The 14274-nt window shown below is 64.5% G+C and carries 11 protein-coding genes; 1 reads left to right on the top strand and 10 read right to left on the bottom strand.

Translation table 11 applies throughout. The features are described from left to right. Nucleotides 1-60: 60 nt before the first annotated feature. The 3 genes from GT613_RS12690 to GT613_RS12680 all read right to left on the bottom strand — a co-directional run bounded on the left by GT613_RS12690 (nt 61) and on the right by GT613_RS12680 (nt 2357). Entirely contained in the window at nt 61-330 is a 270-nt protein-coding gene (locus GT613_RS12690) for an ACT domain-containing protein (RefSeq protein ID WP_009609009.1), read from the bottom strand. Between the two features lie 90 nt (nt 331-420). After that, nucleotides 421-990 carry a GTP cyclohydrolase I FolE gene (folE, locus tag GT613_RS12685; protein WP_009305704.1) on the bottom strand — a complete coding sequence of 190 codons (570 nt, stop codon included), beginning with the start codon at nt 988-990 and terminating at the stop codon, nt 421-423. 509 nt (nt 991-1499) lie between these two features. Then, a complete protein-coding gene (locus GT613_RS12680; protein ID WP_009305703.1) occupies nt 1500-2357 on the bottom strand; it encodes an exodeoxyribonuclease III in 858 nt (285 codons plus the stop codon). Nucleotides 2358-2600: 243 nt separating this feature from the next. Between GT613_RS12680 and GT613_RS12675 the strand changes: the two genes are divergently transcribed. Further along, nucleotides 2601-5945 (top strand): peptidase M6, encoded by a 3345-nt coding sequence (locus GT613_RS12675; RefSeq protein ID WP_114550463.1) that lies wholly within the window; start codon nt 2601-2603, stop codon nt 5943-5945. A 68-nt stretch (nt 5946-6013) separates the two neighbouring features. Here the strand turns inward: GT613_RS12675 and rlmH are convergent, their stop codons facing one another. From rlmH to GT613_RS12640, 7 genes are all read right to left on the bottom strand, one after another. Further along, entirely contained in the window at nt 6014-6484 is a 471-nt protein-coding gene (gene rlmH, locus GT613_RS12670) for a 23S rRNA (pseudouridine(1915)-N(3))-methyltransferase RlmH (protein WP_009305701.1), read from the bottom strand. Between the two features lie 90 nt (nt 6485-6574). After that, nucleotides 6575-7531, bottom strand: a complete 957-nt coding sequence (locus tag GT613_RS12665; protein ID WP_009305700.1) for a 4Fe-4S binding protein — start codon at nt 7529-7531, stop codon at nt 6575-6577. A gap of 1 nt (nt 7532) precedes the next feature. Next, entirely contained in the window at nt 7533-8273 is a 741-nt protein-coding gene (locus tag GT613_RS12660; protein WP_240132890.1) for a 4Fe-4S dicluster domain-containing protein, read from the bottom strand. A 211-nt stretch (nt 8274-8484) separates the two neighbouring features. Beyond that, nucleotides 8485-9162, bottom strand: a complete 678-nt coding sequence (locus tag GT613_RS12655) for a molecular chaperone (protein ID WP_161172650.1) — start codon at nt 9160-9162, stop codon at nt 8485-8487. A 142-nt stretch (nt 9163-9304) separates the two neighbouring features. Continuing rightward, entirely contained in the window at nt 9305-10183 is an 879-nt protein-coding gene (locus tag GT613_RS12650) for a DmsC/YnfH family molybdoenzyme membrane anchor subunit (protein ID WP_009609016.1), read from the bottom strand. Nucleotides 10184-10185: 2 nt separating this feature from the next. Further along, complete coding sequence (locus tag GT613_RS12645; RefSeq protein WP_009609007.1) at nt 10186-10758, bottom strand: 4Fe-4S dicluster domain-containing protein; 573 nt, start codon at nt 10756-10758, stop codon at nt 10186-10188. A gap of 1 nt (nt 10759) precedes the next feature. Continuing rightward, nucleotides 10760-13675, bottom strand: coding sequence for a molybdopterin-dependent oxidoreductase (locus GT613_RS12640; protein WP_009609021.1), 2916 nt, complete (start codon nt 13673-13675; stop codon nt 10760-10762). Nucleotides 13676-14274: the final 599 nt, after the last annotated feature.

Here is a 14274-nt window from a genome sequence, read left to right as displayed (position 1 = left end):
ATAGAGCCCTAGCCGATGCCCACGAAAACGCCCCGGATGGGAATTGCCCCTTTTAGGACGTTAGATCTTATACATCATCTGGAAGACGTCTTCGCGCTGGACGATGATTTGGACACCCAGGGATTCGCCCACAGCTTCCAGCTTCTCCTGCACCGTGTTGAAGTCGGCGACCTCGGGATTGAGCGTGGTCAGCATGGTCATCGAGAAGATGTCGTCCAGAATGGTCTGGCTGATGTCGTCGATGTTCGCGCCGCACGCGGCAAGCGCGGTGGCAACCTCCGCGACGATGCCGCTGCGGTCCTTGCCCAGAACGGAGACTACACACTTCATTGGCTGGTTCCTTTCCTTGCCTGCTGCGCTACCTGATTGCGAACGAATGTTTCATGTGAAACATTCGCGATGGCCCTTTCGGGGCGCGCCCTAGTTCCGTCGCGCGAAGATGAGCGACAGCGCCTCGGCGCGCGTCGCCTGGCTTTTCTCGAAGGCTCCGCGCACGGCGCTGGTGGTGGTGGTCGTGCCGGGCTTCTTCACACCGCGCATGCTCATGCACATGTGCTCGGCCTCCAAAACCACGATCACGCCCTGCGGGTGCAGCTGCTCGATCAGCGTGTCGGCGATTTGCGAGGTCAGACGTTCCTGCACTTGCGGGCGCTTCGCGAACGCATCCACCAGGCGCGCGAGCTTCGACAATCCGCAGATGCGTCCATCGGATGCCGGGATGTACGCCACGTGCGCCACGCCGAAAAACGGCGCGAGATGATGTTCGCACATGGAATAGAAGGGGATGTCGCGCACGAGAACCATTTCCTCGTGGTGCTCGTCGAACGTGGTTTCGAAATGCTGCGCCGGATCCTCGGTGAGGCCCGCGAACACCTCTTCGTACATCTTCGCCACGCGCTCGGGAGTTTTGACCAGGCCCTCGCGGCCGGGATCCTCGCCCACGCCTTCGAGGATCAGCCGCACGCCCTCTTCGATTTTCGCTCTATCCATAACCGTCTTTCTGCCGTCATACAACGAGAAGCATCATACCATGAGCGCTCTTTCCGCTGAGGCACACGCCACAGGGACTCTAGATGACGCGGTGTCCGCGAACGCCGTTGCAGAACCGCTTGCCGCGCGCCCCGTCATTCGCGACGTCAAGATCGGCAAGCTCCCCGCCGCCTCGAGAGACAAGGATCCTTCGGACAGTCAGCTTCTTGGAAAGTGGAAAACGGGGAGCGGGGGGCGGGGGGAGCGGGGGCGGGGCGGAGGATGACGGAGAAATCGAAGCTCGGCGGCAGAAACGGGGCGGTTTGGCAATCTCCCGCCTGCCTTCCGACCCGAATTTCCAAGGACCGAACGCAGCATCCTGCATATCCCCAGGTGAAGAAGAGCCGAGAGATATCCCACGGTTTTCATAGGATTACCAAACTCCCCCGCTTTTACCATACGGAAGCATTTTCGGCGTCACCGGCCGCAGCTCGAACGCCCCAGACGGAGCATTCGAGCTGCAAGCGATCCTACAGCTCCAGCTCTATCCCCACGGGGCAGTGGTCGCTGCCGTAGACTTCGTCGTAGATGCAGGCGCTTTGGATCTTCGGAGCCAACTCGTCGCTGACCAGGAAGTAGTCGATGCGCCACCCCGCGTTCGTCTGGCGCGCTTTGAAGCGGTAGCTCCACCACGAGTACGCGCCCGTCACGTCAGGATGCAGGTGGCGGAACGAGTCGACGAACCCGACCTCCAGCAAGTCGGTGAACTTGCCGCGCTCCTCGTCCGAGAAACCGGCCTTGCCGCGGTTCGGACCCGGGTTCTTGAGGTCGATCTCCTGGTGAGCCACGTTGAAGTCGCCGCACATGACGACGGGCTTCGGGTCGGCCGTCTCGCCCGGCTGCGTCAGCGGCAGCTCGGAAATGGCCACGTGCCCCTCGCCCAACGCCGGCCGCTCCACCGGCACGCCGGCGGGCAGCACGCCTTCTTCGAGCCCCTTGCAGAAGTCGCGGAACGCGTCGTCCCACTCCATGCGATGGTCGATGCGCGCCAGCTCGTTCTGCGCGTTCGGCGTGTACACGTCCACGAACCAGAATTTCGGGAACTCCAGCGCCACGATGCGCCCCTCGGTATCCAGGTGCGGGAAGCCCAGGCCGTGCAGCGCCTGCAGCGGCTGCTCTTTGCAGAATATGGCCGTGCCGGAGTAACCCTTCTTCTCGGCATAGCTCCAGTACTCGCGGTACTGCGGCAGGTCGAGCGTGGCCTGGCCCTCTTGCAGCTTCGTTTCCTGCAAGGCAACGATGTCGGCGTCCAGCTCGCACACGATGTCTTCGAAGCCTTTTTTCAGCACGGCGCGCAAGCCGTTCACGTTCCACGAGACGAAGCGCATATAGTTCCTTTCCCGATTCGCCAACGACTCGGTCATTATACCGCGCAGATCACCAACACGGATGACGGGCGGAATGAGGCAAAGGGGAGGGGTTGGCGTCTCGTCGTCGCGAGAGCGCCCGTCCCCCATATCCCCAAACGAGACGTTAACCCCGCCCCTTTGCCTCATTCTCAAAAAGCACGTGTCGAGCGGGGCGGCAGCGGGTAGTATGGTTCCATCACACCGGAAGACGAAGGGAACCGCATGCAATGCTTCGCTCGTTCAAAGGCCGCGCGCTGGGCCGCGTTTTTGCTGACCGCGCTTCTAGCAGCGGCCTTCGCAGGTGCGCTCGCGCCCGCGTCGGCTCATGCGCAGGACGCGGCGCACTCGCCCTGCATCGCCACCGTCGAGCAACGCGCCGCCTATGCCGCAGACGGCACGCTGGACGAACGAGAAGCCTTCCAGGAAAGCCTCGGCAACGACGAGCCCTCCCCCGGCCTCGTCCAACAGGCCCTCGCGCGCGAGCAGGCACAAAACGGCATCGCCCCGAACGCGGTTCCCGGCGACGACGGCGGCATGGCCGCTATCGGCAACGCACACGTGGTGGCGCTGCGCGTGTCGTTCCCCGACCGCCCCTTCGCGGAAGGAGATACGCTGGAAGCGCTTCAGGCGCTCATAGGCCCGCGCGCCGTCGGCGAGGCCGCGCTGCCGAGCGCCGGCGGCTTTCCCTACGAGAACCTGCACGACTACTACCTCCGCGCGTCGTACGGCGCGCTTACCGTCACCGGCGAAGCGTTCGACTACGCGGCCCAGCACGAGCGCGATTTCTACACGGCGAACATCGGGCAACTGTACAAGGAGGCGCTCGACCACCTCGAGGCATCCGGCATCGATCTCGCGCGATTCGACGCGAACGGCGACGGGCGCATCGATGCCGTCTACCTGCACTTCGCCGGCGGCGACACCGGCTGGGGCAGCGTCTGGTGGAGCAACGAGCAGGTGCTCGACGTCCCCGACGCCGTGTACGCTGACGGCACAGTGCGCCTATGGAACGCCGTGGCGCTGTCGAATCCGTGCGACCAGCCGTGGGCCGCGCAGACCATCATCCACGAAACGGGTCACGTGCTGGGCCTGCCCGACTACTACCAGTACGCCAGCCAGCAAGGAGGCTCCACCGACCGCACGGGAATCCTCACCTTTGACATCATGATGCAGAACCAGGGCGATCACAATGGATTCTCGAAATGGATGCTGGGCTGGCTGCCCGACAGCAAGATCACCCGCATCTTCGCGAACGAGACGGGCATCGACGTCAAACGCGACGGCAAGGTGGTGCAACACGTGGACGCAACCGCCGACGGCAGCTCGTCCGTAGAAGCAGCTTTAGAAGCGTTCGCTTCGAACGACATCGATGAAACCGGCGGTATCGTCGTGGTGGCGAACCAAGACGCAAGCATGTTCTCGTCCTACTACCTGCTGCAGTACGACCGCTTCGCCGGCAACCAAAGCGTTCGCTACGAGCAAGATGGCCAACCCGCCGAGCTTCCGTCGGGATTTCGCCTCTTCAGAGTTCAGGCCGACCTAGGATCGGGCGGACCGTATTTCGTTCATTCGAACACGTACGGAACCGTGCACAACCAGCTGATCGAGCTGGTCGACCCTGATATGAACGAACCGCACGCGGAAAGCACCGACCTCGTCCCAGCCGCAATCGGCTCGAGAGAATACGGCTGCATGCTGTACGCAGGCGACGAGGTGTCTCCCCGAGGTTACCCTTCAACCAACTTTTTCGAAAACGCCAACGTCGGATTCACCGGCCTGACCATCGCCGTCACCGAAAGCCGTGCGGATGGCGGCACGCTGAACATCTCGTACTCGAACGCCGGCAAGCCGGAACCGCCCGACGATTTCACGCTTACGCCCCTGTTCGACAGCGTCTCGAACACGGGGACGCTGTCGTTCGAAGCGTCCACGAAGCCCGCCCTCGCCACGCCGCTGCCCGCGGCAACGCAGCTCATCGTGGACGGCCAGCCCCACGCCCTGCTGAACATCGAGACGGACGGCACCACGGTCAGCCTTCCGTACTTTCTCGATGCCGGCGATATCGGGCCCTCGTCAACGTGCGAGATCGTGTTCCCTGCCGGCATGTTCGTCTTGGCTCAAACAGGCGGCACGACTGCATATTCTCCCGAAGTGCGCCTCGAGCTGAAAGCAAGCCCGCTGCTCACCCCCGTCGACTGCGCGGGCGGCTACCTGGGCACCGAGTACACCGAAGATTCCACGGTGCTCAGCAACGTGTTCGCCTGCCCCGACGGAAGCAAACGGTTCTTCCAGATAGCCGACGGCCAGCTCAAGCTGCACGCCATCGACCCCGCCGATGTCGCACGCGTATCCTCGCGCACGGTCGAGGGCGTTCCCGTTCCTGCCGTCTTGGACTACCGCCCTTCGTTTCGCGTCGTGCCGCTATCGAACGAGACCGCGTTCGTGCTCATGCCTGCAGCGGGAGGCGAAAGCGCGGGATACTGGATCGATCTCCAGCGCGGAACCGTTATCGCGTCCTATCCCTTCGACCAAGCCGCTTCCCTCTCGCTTGCAGGCAGCGGGTCCACCGTATTAGCGGCGTCTTTCTATCCAGGCGGCGGCCGAACGATCGCCGCGCTCACCCCGCTTGAAGACGGAACCGTGGAAGCGCGCTACGGATGGACCCAGGCCGAAACCGTGGTTCCCGTCGACGCCGACGCGTTCGCCTTCGGGTTCATGGACGACGCAGGCGCTTTGACGGAGGAAGCGCGCATCCTGCCCGCCGACGCCATCGTCGCGGCGCTGCGCGATGGCGCAACCCTTCTCGAGCATGCCGCCGACAATGGCGAGCTGTGCACGCCCGAGCGCGCCGCGGCCACGCTGCCTCTGCGCGCCAGCCGCATGCTGCTGGCCGTCGAGCGCGCGAAGGAAGGCTTCTACGCGCTGCTTTCTTCGGACTACTTGGATCCCGCGAAGCTGACGAACCTGCTGATCGAGTTCGACAGCACGGGAGCGGAACGGGCGCGATCTCCTATCGAGGTGGACGGATCCGACGTATACATGCAACTTCGGGTCGCTCGCCACGGCACCGTGGCGCTGTCGCGGCGCATCGACATGACGAAACCGCCCATCTCCCGCAGCGACGTTTTGTTCTGCGATGTGAACCTGCAACCGCTCTCCGTGCTTACTACAGCATCCACCGGCTTGGGCACATGGCTCGACGACGGACGCTGGCTCGACGTGGGAATGAGCGTTGCAGCGGCAAACGGGCCGAAGGGGTCGCCCGTCGCAACGGAATCCGGCGGCGCAACCGAAGGCGGCGAGGTCGACGAATCCAAGCGCGCCCGATACGTGGTAACGACGCAACTTGACAAAACTCCTGCAAACCCAGGCGATGACCCCGCCGATCCCGGCATTCAACCGCAACCGCTCCCGCAACCAGCCGACGACCAGCCCGACAGCCCAAGCAAGCTCGCGCCTACCGGCGACCGCGCGAATGCGCTCGCGCTTGCCGCCCTGGCAACGGCAGCGCTGGCCACCGCGCTCCTCGCACTCATGAGGCAAAATGAGGCAAAGGAATGGGGTTGATGACTCATTCGGGGGACAAAGGGGACGGGCGCTCTTGCGACGACGAGACATTAACCCGTCCCTTTGTCTCATTTATGGTATGGCTCGCCGCGTGAGATTTTCTGGGCGCGGTAGAGCTGTTCCAGCAGCACCACACGAGCCAGGTTGTGCGGCAGCGTGATAGGGCCGAACGACAGCGTCTCGTCGGCACGCTGACGCACCGCGGCGCTCACGCCGTCGGAGCCGCCGATGACGAACGCGATATCGCTCGCGCCGTTCAGCTTGAGCGTGTCGATGCGCTGCGAGAAGCTCTCGCTCGAACGCTGCTTGCCGTCGATGGCCAGCAGCACCACATGCTCCGAGGGCCCGAGCGCGGCCAAGATGGCGGCGCCCTCGCGGTCGCGCGCTGCATCCACGCCGCCCGCGCGCGCAGGATCGATGTCGGCGATCTCGCGCACCTCGGTCTTACCGTACGGCTGCATGCGCTTCAGGTACTCGGCGCACGCAGCCGTCCAGAACTTTTCCTTCAGCTTTCCCACCGCCACTATGGTGAACTTCATACGCCGTCCCTTCGACCCCGCTATCATGGCTCGCACTCATGATAGCGGAAGCCCGACTTGCCAAGACGGAAACGAGATCGGACTCGTGCGCTATCTGACGGACGGTTCGACCTCCTCAACGTCGGAAAGCTCGTCGAAAGAGCCGGGTATCGGCTTCCCCGCCCTCGCCTTGACCTTGATGGACTTCGTGGGGCAGTTCTCCACGCAGTCGAGGCAGAAGGTGCAGGCCTCCAGCGTCGCCTTGCCGGGATCCGCCACGTCGATGCCCTCGGGGCACACGGTGGAGCAGGTTCGGCAGCCCTCCTTCGAGATGCAGGTGGCGCAGCCGGCCTGAGGGCGGGCGCCGAAGCCGAGCTTCGCGCGCAGCTTGCCCATGAGCCCGAAGAAGAAGCCGAGCGGGCAGATGGACGAGCACCAACGCTTGAACAGGAACAACTCCGCCAGCAGCATGAGCGGGAAGACGATCAGCTCCCAGCCCGGCTGCAGCAGCACGAACACGCGGTTGAGGGCCCACAGCGTGCCGAACACGAGACCGATGGGGCACAGCAGGCAGAACACCGGGAACCCCACGGCGAAAGACACAACCAGCAGAACGACCAGGACGAGTCCTTGGGTCTTGAGGCTGGAAGTACCACAGGACGAGCAGGTGGAGCAGCCGGAGCCGGAGGATTTTCCAACCGATGCGGGAGGCTCGGACGGGCCGTTCGCCTCCGACCCGCCGCGGGAGACGGGCACCGCTTCGCCGCTGCGGCCGAGAACGCCGCGCGGGGTATGGCCGCCGAACACGTTCTTCAGAAGCTGCGAGGGGCAGAGCCACGAGCAGAACGCCCGGCCCAGCAGGAACACGATGACCAGCACGGCCAGCACGCCGGGCACGAGACCCCACGGCACGGTGCCCGAAGCGACGACGATCTGCGCGAAGCCCACGGGACACAGCGCGCACAGGGTGCCGATGGCGGCGTTGCCGCCGAGATGCGCCGCGACGACGGCCAGCGCCAGCACGCCGGTCGCCACGAGGATGCGGATGGTTTTGATGCGCGTCTTCATGTCAGGCTCCCGCCTCTCGCGTCGCGTCGGGGCCGTCGGGATGGACGCCCTTGGTGTGGGGGCTCGCCGCGTTCGCCTGCGCCACGGCCACCGTGCGCTTGGACGCAAGCTCCTCGCTGGACACGGCGCCCGTCGCCTGTGCCGCCTCGCTCGAGCGCGACACCACCACGATGCCCTTGTCCTCGACGCTCGCATCGTAGGCGCGCAGCGAGGCCGAGGGGCATACTTGCTCGCACTTGCCGCAGCCGTCGCAGTACTCGGGATGCACCACCGGCCGGTCGTGGTCGTCCAGCGTGATGGCGCCCTCCACCGGGCACTCGTCCTTGCACACGGTGCAGCCGGCCCAGTCCCAGGCCACGCACGCGTCCTTCACCACCACGGCAACGCCCAGGTCGCGCTCGCGCGGGCCGCCGTAGGCGAGCGCGCCGGTGGGGCACGCGTCAACGCACTGCATGCAGAAGTCGCAGCACCCGTGATCGAAGGCGAGCGTCGGCGTGCCGTAGGCCACCAGGTTCTCGGCCAGCGGAACCGGCGTCACGATGCCGTAGGGGCACGCCTGCAGGCAGCGCCCGCAGCGGTCGCACGCCGCCACCAGCTGCGCGTTCGACTCCGCGCCGGGCGGGCGCACGAACGCGGCGTCGGCCTGGCGCGACACCGCGCCGAACCCGCCGCCGCCCACCATCGCCGCGCCCACGGCCCCCGCGGCGAGGAACCCGCGTCGGGAAATCGTCTCCACACTCATCATCCCCTCAACAACAAACTCGATGTTTCACGTGAAACGCTTCAGCCGTCGGTCAGGTCGGCCGAATCTGGCACAAATACACGGTTTGGGCGCAAATTCCTTCTACTTTTTGGCGAATAGCAAACCATGCATTTACGTAATGCCTGGTCGCTGTTTCCCGCCCGCCTTCCACCATGCCCAAACCGAAAATTTGTGCCACGATCGCATGCTGCTACCCCAGCACTTCGGCAAGCTCGGCCGCGTCGGCGGTCAGGAAGTCTTCGGTGAACGTCGCCAAGTCGAAATAGAAACCGTCTTCGGCAGCCTTGCGCACATCGGACGTGAAGCGGTCGATCCAGTTCAGCAGATGGTCGCTCAGGAACTCCCGCTGGGCGCGCAGCTGGCGCTCGGCCCCCGCCTCGTCGCCTGCGCGCAGCGCCTCCACGGCGCGCCCGCACAGCAGCGCCATGAAGGCCAGCTCGACGGCCAGGTGGTCCTCCGGCTCCTTGAAACCGGGGTTCTTCGCGAAGCCCGCGCCGCGGTACACATGCAGCACTTCCGCGTAGGCGTCCTGCATCATGAGGCCGCCCTCGCTCGTGTACACCGACTCGTACGGGAAGGCCTTCTGCGCAGTGCGCGGGCCCATGCCGAAGAACGCGCGGTCGAACACGACCGCCAGCTGCTCCAGCGCGTCCTCGTCGCAGCCGGCAAGGTCGGCCTGCAGCGCGGCGAACCCGGCGGCCAGGCCGGCGTCGTCGGAGGCCAGCGCGGCCTCCCCTGCCAGCGCCTCGGCGAACGCGGCGTCGATCTCGGTCTCGTAGCAGCGAGACCGCAGTGCGTACACGCGGCTGCGGTTCTCGCAGAAGTCTATAAGGTTCTCAGCGAGCTCAGCAGGCATGGTTTCGATCATGATTGCCCTCCTTGGGTTTTGATGTCTGATCTCGTCGGCCGTCCTTCGTACCTGAACGCTGCGGAGGGGGTTGCAGCGTTCAGGCACGGGGGAAGGCGGATGAGGGGGGCGCGCCGCGCCCGGCGGCGCGCCCCTAACTGTATCAGTGGTAGATGAACTGCTCCACACTGGTGCCCACGGCGTACATGATGATGCGGATCACGATGGCGCCGATGGCGGTGCAGGCGCACGCTCCGAGCAGGTACATGGCCAGCTGCTTCGGCGCGACCGAACCGGTGTCGCCCGCTCCCTTCGTCGCCTGCACGCAGGCCAGCACGGTCAGCGCAACCGGGACCACGATGCCGATCACCACGACGCCCGCCCAGAACATCACGGCCAAATCGCCCGAGATCAGACGATCGATGGAACGCGTCGGCGCCTGGTACGGAGCGATGGCGATCCACACCACGTACGCCACCGTGGTCACCGCCATGATGACGACGCCCGCCAGCGCCAGCTTCAGCGCGAAGCCGCCCTCTTCGGCGGCCTTGCCGCGCAGCAGCACGAGGCCGGCCATCAGCGTCATGCCCAAAGCCAGGCCGGCGCCCAAGAACATCAGGGGAAGCGCGATGCTATCCCACGCAGGACGGGCCGCGATCAGGTACGACGACCCTGCCACGAACGGCAGCACCAGGCCCACGATGCCTCCCAGCACGCCGAACACCTTCGACACGCCAGGGTAGTCCTTCTTCGCCAGCACCAGGTACACCAACGCGATGATGCCCATGATGGCGACGACGAACAGCTCCTTCGACAGCCCGGATCCCAGGTTGCCCAGCAGATGCGTCGCGCGCTCCGGGTGCCCCATGTGCAGCACCGACACGCAGCCGCCCACGGCCAGGCAGACGAGCGCGATCAGCGCGCCCGAGAACCGCACTTCGCGGAACTTGCCGCGCAGCTCGCCCACGGCCAGGAACACGAACGAACCCGAGGTGACGCCCAACAGCACGCTGAAAATCAGAAGTGGCCACTGGATTTCCATGGTTACTCATCTCCCTTCCAGGCGCACTTGTCCATGGCGTAGTCCACGCCCGGATGGTTCCCCACGTCCTTCAGCTTGTACGTCTTCTTTGCGGCGCGCAGCTTCGACACATCGGACTCGGGATCGTCCAGGTCGCCGAACTTGCGAGCCTGGCCCGGGCAGTGCTTCACGCACGCCGGCTTCTCGCCCTTATCGATGAGATGCGCGCACATCGTGCACTTTTCGATAACGCCCTTGTCCTTGCTGGTGTCGTACGCGCGCACGCCGTAGGGGCAGGCCATGACGCAGTACTGGCAGCCGATGCACTTGCTGTGATCCACCAGCACCACGCCGTCGTCGCGCTTGTAGCTGGCGCCGGTGGGGCACACGCTGACGCATTCCGGGTTGTCGCAATGCTGGCACGACACGGGCAGGTAGTACATCTCCAGGTCGGGATAGGTTCCCGAAGGGCCCACCGTCAGCACCTTGTTGTAGAACGTGCCCAGCCCCACGTTGTTCTCCTGCTTGCACACGACGGCGCAGGAGTGGCAGCCGATGCAGCTGTCCAGATCGATGTCGATAATGTTGCGGGTCATGTTACTTCGCACCCCCCTTCGTCACCTGCGCGACGCCGTTCTGCTGGTCGTCGGCGGCCAGCTGGTCGGCGGTCAGCGGCAGGAATATCTTGAGGTCTTCCGAGTTCATGCAGATGTTCTTCGGCGCGCCGTCGTCGGCCTTGTACACCTTGCACAGGCCGCCGTAGTTGTCGGTGCCCACGGCGGGATCGTACGGGCCGTTGTTCTCGAACAGCACGTTGCAGTTGCTGTCGAACGCGCCGTGCAGGTCGTCGGTGGCCTCGCGCTCGGGGAACCACCAGTCGTGCTCGACGTGGATCATGCCCGGCTTGATGGCCTCGGTGAGGTTCGCGCGCTGCTTGATGCGGTCGACGTACGTCTCGATGTACACCCAGTCGTCCTGCTCGATGCCGTGCTCGGCGGCGGTGGCGGGGTTGATGTCCATCGTCGGGAACATGTGCACCTCGCGCATCCACGGACTGTTGCGGTACTCGGTGTGGAAGAACGCGTGGCTGCGGCCGCCCGTGATCAGCGTGTACGGGTACTCGTCCAGCAGATCGGGGCGCGAGATCTTCGTGATCGGCGGCTCGATGTACATGGGCAGGGCGCCGTTTCCGTACAGCAGCAGGTCTTCGCTCCACAGCTCCATCTTGCCGTTGTCGGACTGCGGATGCGGCGGAATCACCGTGCCGTCCGGCTTCTTCGCGCCGGGGAAGCGGTAGACCGAGCCCATTTTGTTGCCGCGGTACATGGTGTTGAAGCCGGGGCGGAAGTCGCTCGTCTTGCGCATGAAGCCCGTCTCGTATTTCGGCGCGTTCTTCACGGTGGCCATCTCCACGCCGGTCACGCTGATGCGCTCGCGGAACTCTTCGAAGTTCGCGCAGCTCAGCTGCGGCGGAAGCGTCTCGGGACCCTTCACCATGTAGTCGAAGAACTCGTACTTGTCCTTCCAGTACATGTCCACGCCCATGTATTCGGCGAACTCGAAGCAGATGTCCATGTCGTCGCGGCACTCGCCCAGCGGCTCGTGGAACGGCTGGCGGATAAGGTACGTGTGGCTGGTCGGATAGCCGTGGCCGGAGTGCGCCCACTCGACGCGGTCCACTTCGTTGGGATGCGCGGCCGGCAGGATGATGTCGGCCAGCTCGCCCGACGGCGTCATGTACAGGTCCACGTTCACGAAGAAGTCCAGGTTCTTGAAGCCTTCGACGATCTCATGGCCGCCCTCGATGGAGAGGATGGGCTCGGACGTCTGCTGCCAGTAACCGTAGATCTGGAACGGATCGCCCTTCGCCATGGCCTTCGTCGTGGCCGCGCCGAAGCCGCCCTGCTGGCCGTAGATGACCTGGCCGCCGGAGTTCTGCTTCGTGGTCTTCAACTCGCCGGTGGCGTCGTCGGCCACGAGGATGTCCTGGTAGCCGGTGTTCTGGCACACGGAAAGCTTCTTGATGTTCATGGCCGTTTCCTTGCGGCGCTGCCCCATGCGGCCTTCCTTGTTCGGCACGACGTCGAACATGAAGGAGTCGTAGCCGGTGGCGGGCTCGCGGCCGATGTTCTGGCCGCCCTTCGAGTCGAAGTTGCCGGCCAGCGCCATCATGATGGTGAACGCCTGCGAGATGCCGGACGTGTTGATGGAGAACTCCACCTTCTGGCCGCGCGTGAAGCACGCGTGCGGGCTGGCGTCGATGTAGGCGTCGATGGCTTCCTTGATCTTGCCCTCGGGAAGCTCGCAGAACTCGGCGGCGCGCTGGATGGTCCACGGGGTGACGTGCTCCACCAGGATGTCCCAGCTGGTACGGTACGTCTTGCCGTTGATCTCATGGCTGCCGGACAGCGCGGGCTTCGCGTCGGCCACGATGTTGCCCTCGGCGTCGAGCCACTGGAAGGCCTTCGGGCCGCCCACGCCCTTCGCGTTCTGCCAGTCGCCGGACCAGAAGATCAGCTGGTCGCTGTTCTCGTCCCACGCGGCGTACAGCTCTTCGTTGCCGTCCTCCTTGAGGTACGACTCGCGCAGCTGGTAGCCCGTGCCGTTGCCGTCGGCGTCCTTCTCGTCGATGAAGAACGGGGCGTTCGTGTACATGCGCGCGAATTCGGTTGCGCACTTGTCAGAGTGGACGATCTCGTTGATGAAAGCCAGCACCAGCGCCATGTCGGAGCCGGGGCGAATGGGCAGCCAGATGTCGGCCTTGGAAGCCGTGCAGGTGAAGCGGGGGTCGACGCAGATGACCTTCGCGCCGCGCTCCTGCGCGCGCTTGACGGTGAGCCAGTCGTAGTAGCCGCGGCTGCGCTCCTGGCGGCACCAGATGAGGATGCAGTCGGTGTTGTTGCCGTCCCAGCCGGTGTACTGCGTCTCGTCGCCGTACAAACGCTGGCTGGAGAAGTACGAACCCACCCAGCACAGGTTGCCCACGCCGAACGTGGCCGTGGAGCCCAGCTCAAGCCACAGCTTGTTGATGGCCTGGAACTGCAGCATGTCGCGGCCCGTGCCGTACTGGTGCGCGATGGTGTGCCAGCCGTGTTCCTCGCCGATCTTGGTGAAGCGGTCGCGCGCTTCCTCGTAGGCCTCTTCCCACGTGATGCGCTTCCACTGGCCGGAGCCCTTCTCGCCCACGCGCTTCTGCGGGTAGCGCACGCGCAGCGGGTTGTACAGCTCCTGCGGGATGGCGAAGCAGCGCCCGCACAGCGTGCCCTCGCTGAACAGGTCGGGGTTGCCCTCGATCTTCACGAGGCGCCCGTCCTTGACGTGCCCGAACAACGCGCAGCGGCCGTAGCACTGGCGGCACGCGCTGGGGATGATCTTCACGTCGTCGGACGAGGTGCTGGTGGCCGCTGCCTCGTCGGCCGCGGCGGCGGTGGCCGACGCGCCGAGCAGCAGCGTCGAAGCGGTCGCGACGGCCGAAGCCTTCACGAAGCCTCGGCGGCTCATCTTTAGTGACATCTCTCCTCCTTTTGCCTCACTCTGCATGGAGGGGTCGGAGATGCGGAGGGGTGCGCGCGTCGAAGAATCCCCCTTCAAAGCGCCCCGGACTGCAAGTTCCCCGTTCTCGTTCCCCTTTTACTTGCAGTGCTAATTATATTACCTGATATTATTAGTGCAACGACTTTAAGCTATCTTTATAAAGAATAGTCGCGACCACGAGAGTTATACGTGGCGAACAGGTAAAAACGTACGCATGTTTCACGTGAAACATTGAATATGATCCTCAGTTCAGAGCTGCTCTACGTGACGGCAAGCACAGCGGCCCTCTCACCTGGGAAGGTGCCTAAGCTCCGAAAACGGCGGCACCGCGAGGGCTCGTTTCGCGGCTCCAGATGATCATTTTCGGCTGTTTCCTGCCACGCTCGAAGGCATTCGCTGCGCCGAACCGGCATCAGCGAATCCTGCTCGACGCCTCCGAACATCGAACGTCAAAGTTCTTGTGCGCTAAAGGGGCAACTGCACGCAAGGAAGCAAAAGGAAGCTGCGCCGGACAAATGTTTCACGTGAAACATTCGGACTCCCGGGCCTAGATACAAACGCAAGGAGAAACCGATCCG

The sequence above is a fragment of the Eggerthella sp. BIOML-A4 genome, assembly GCF_009875575.1.
GTDB classification, from domain to species: domain Bacteria; phylum Actinomycetota; class Coriobacteriia; order Coriobacteriales; family Eggerthellaceae; genus Eggerthella; species Eggerthella lenta.
The sequence above is the reverse complement of the archived record's forward strand: the minus strand, read 5'-3'. Positions and strand labels throughout refer to the sequence as shown.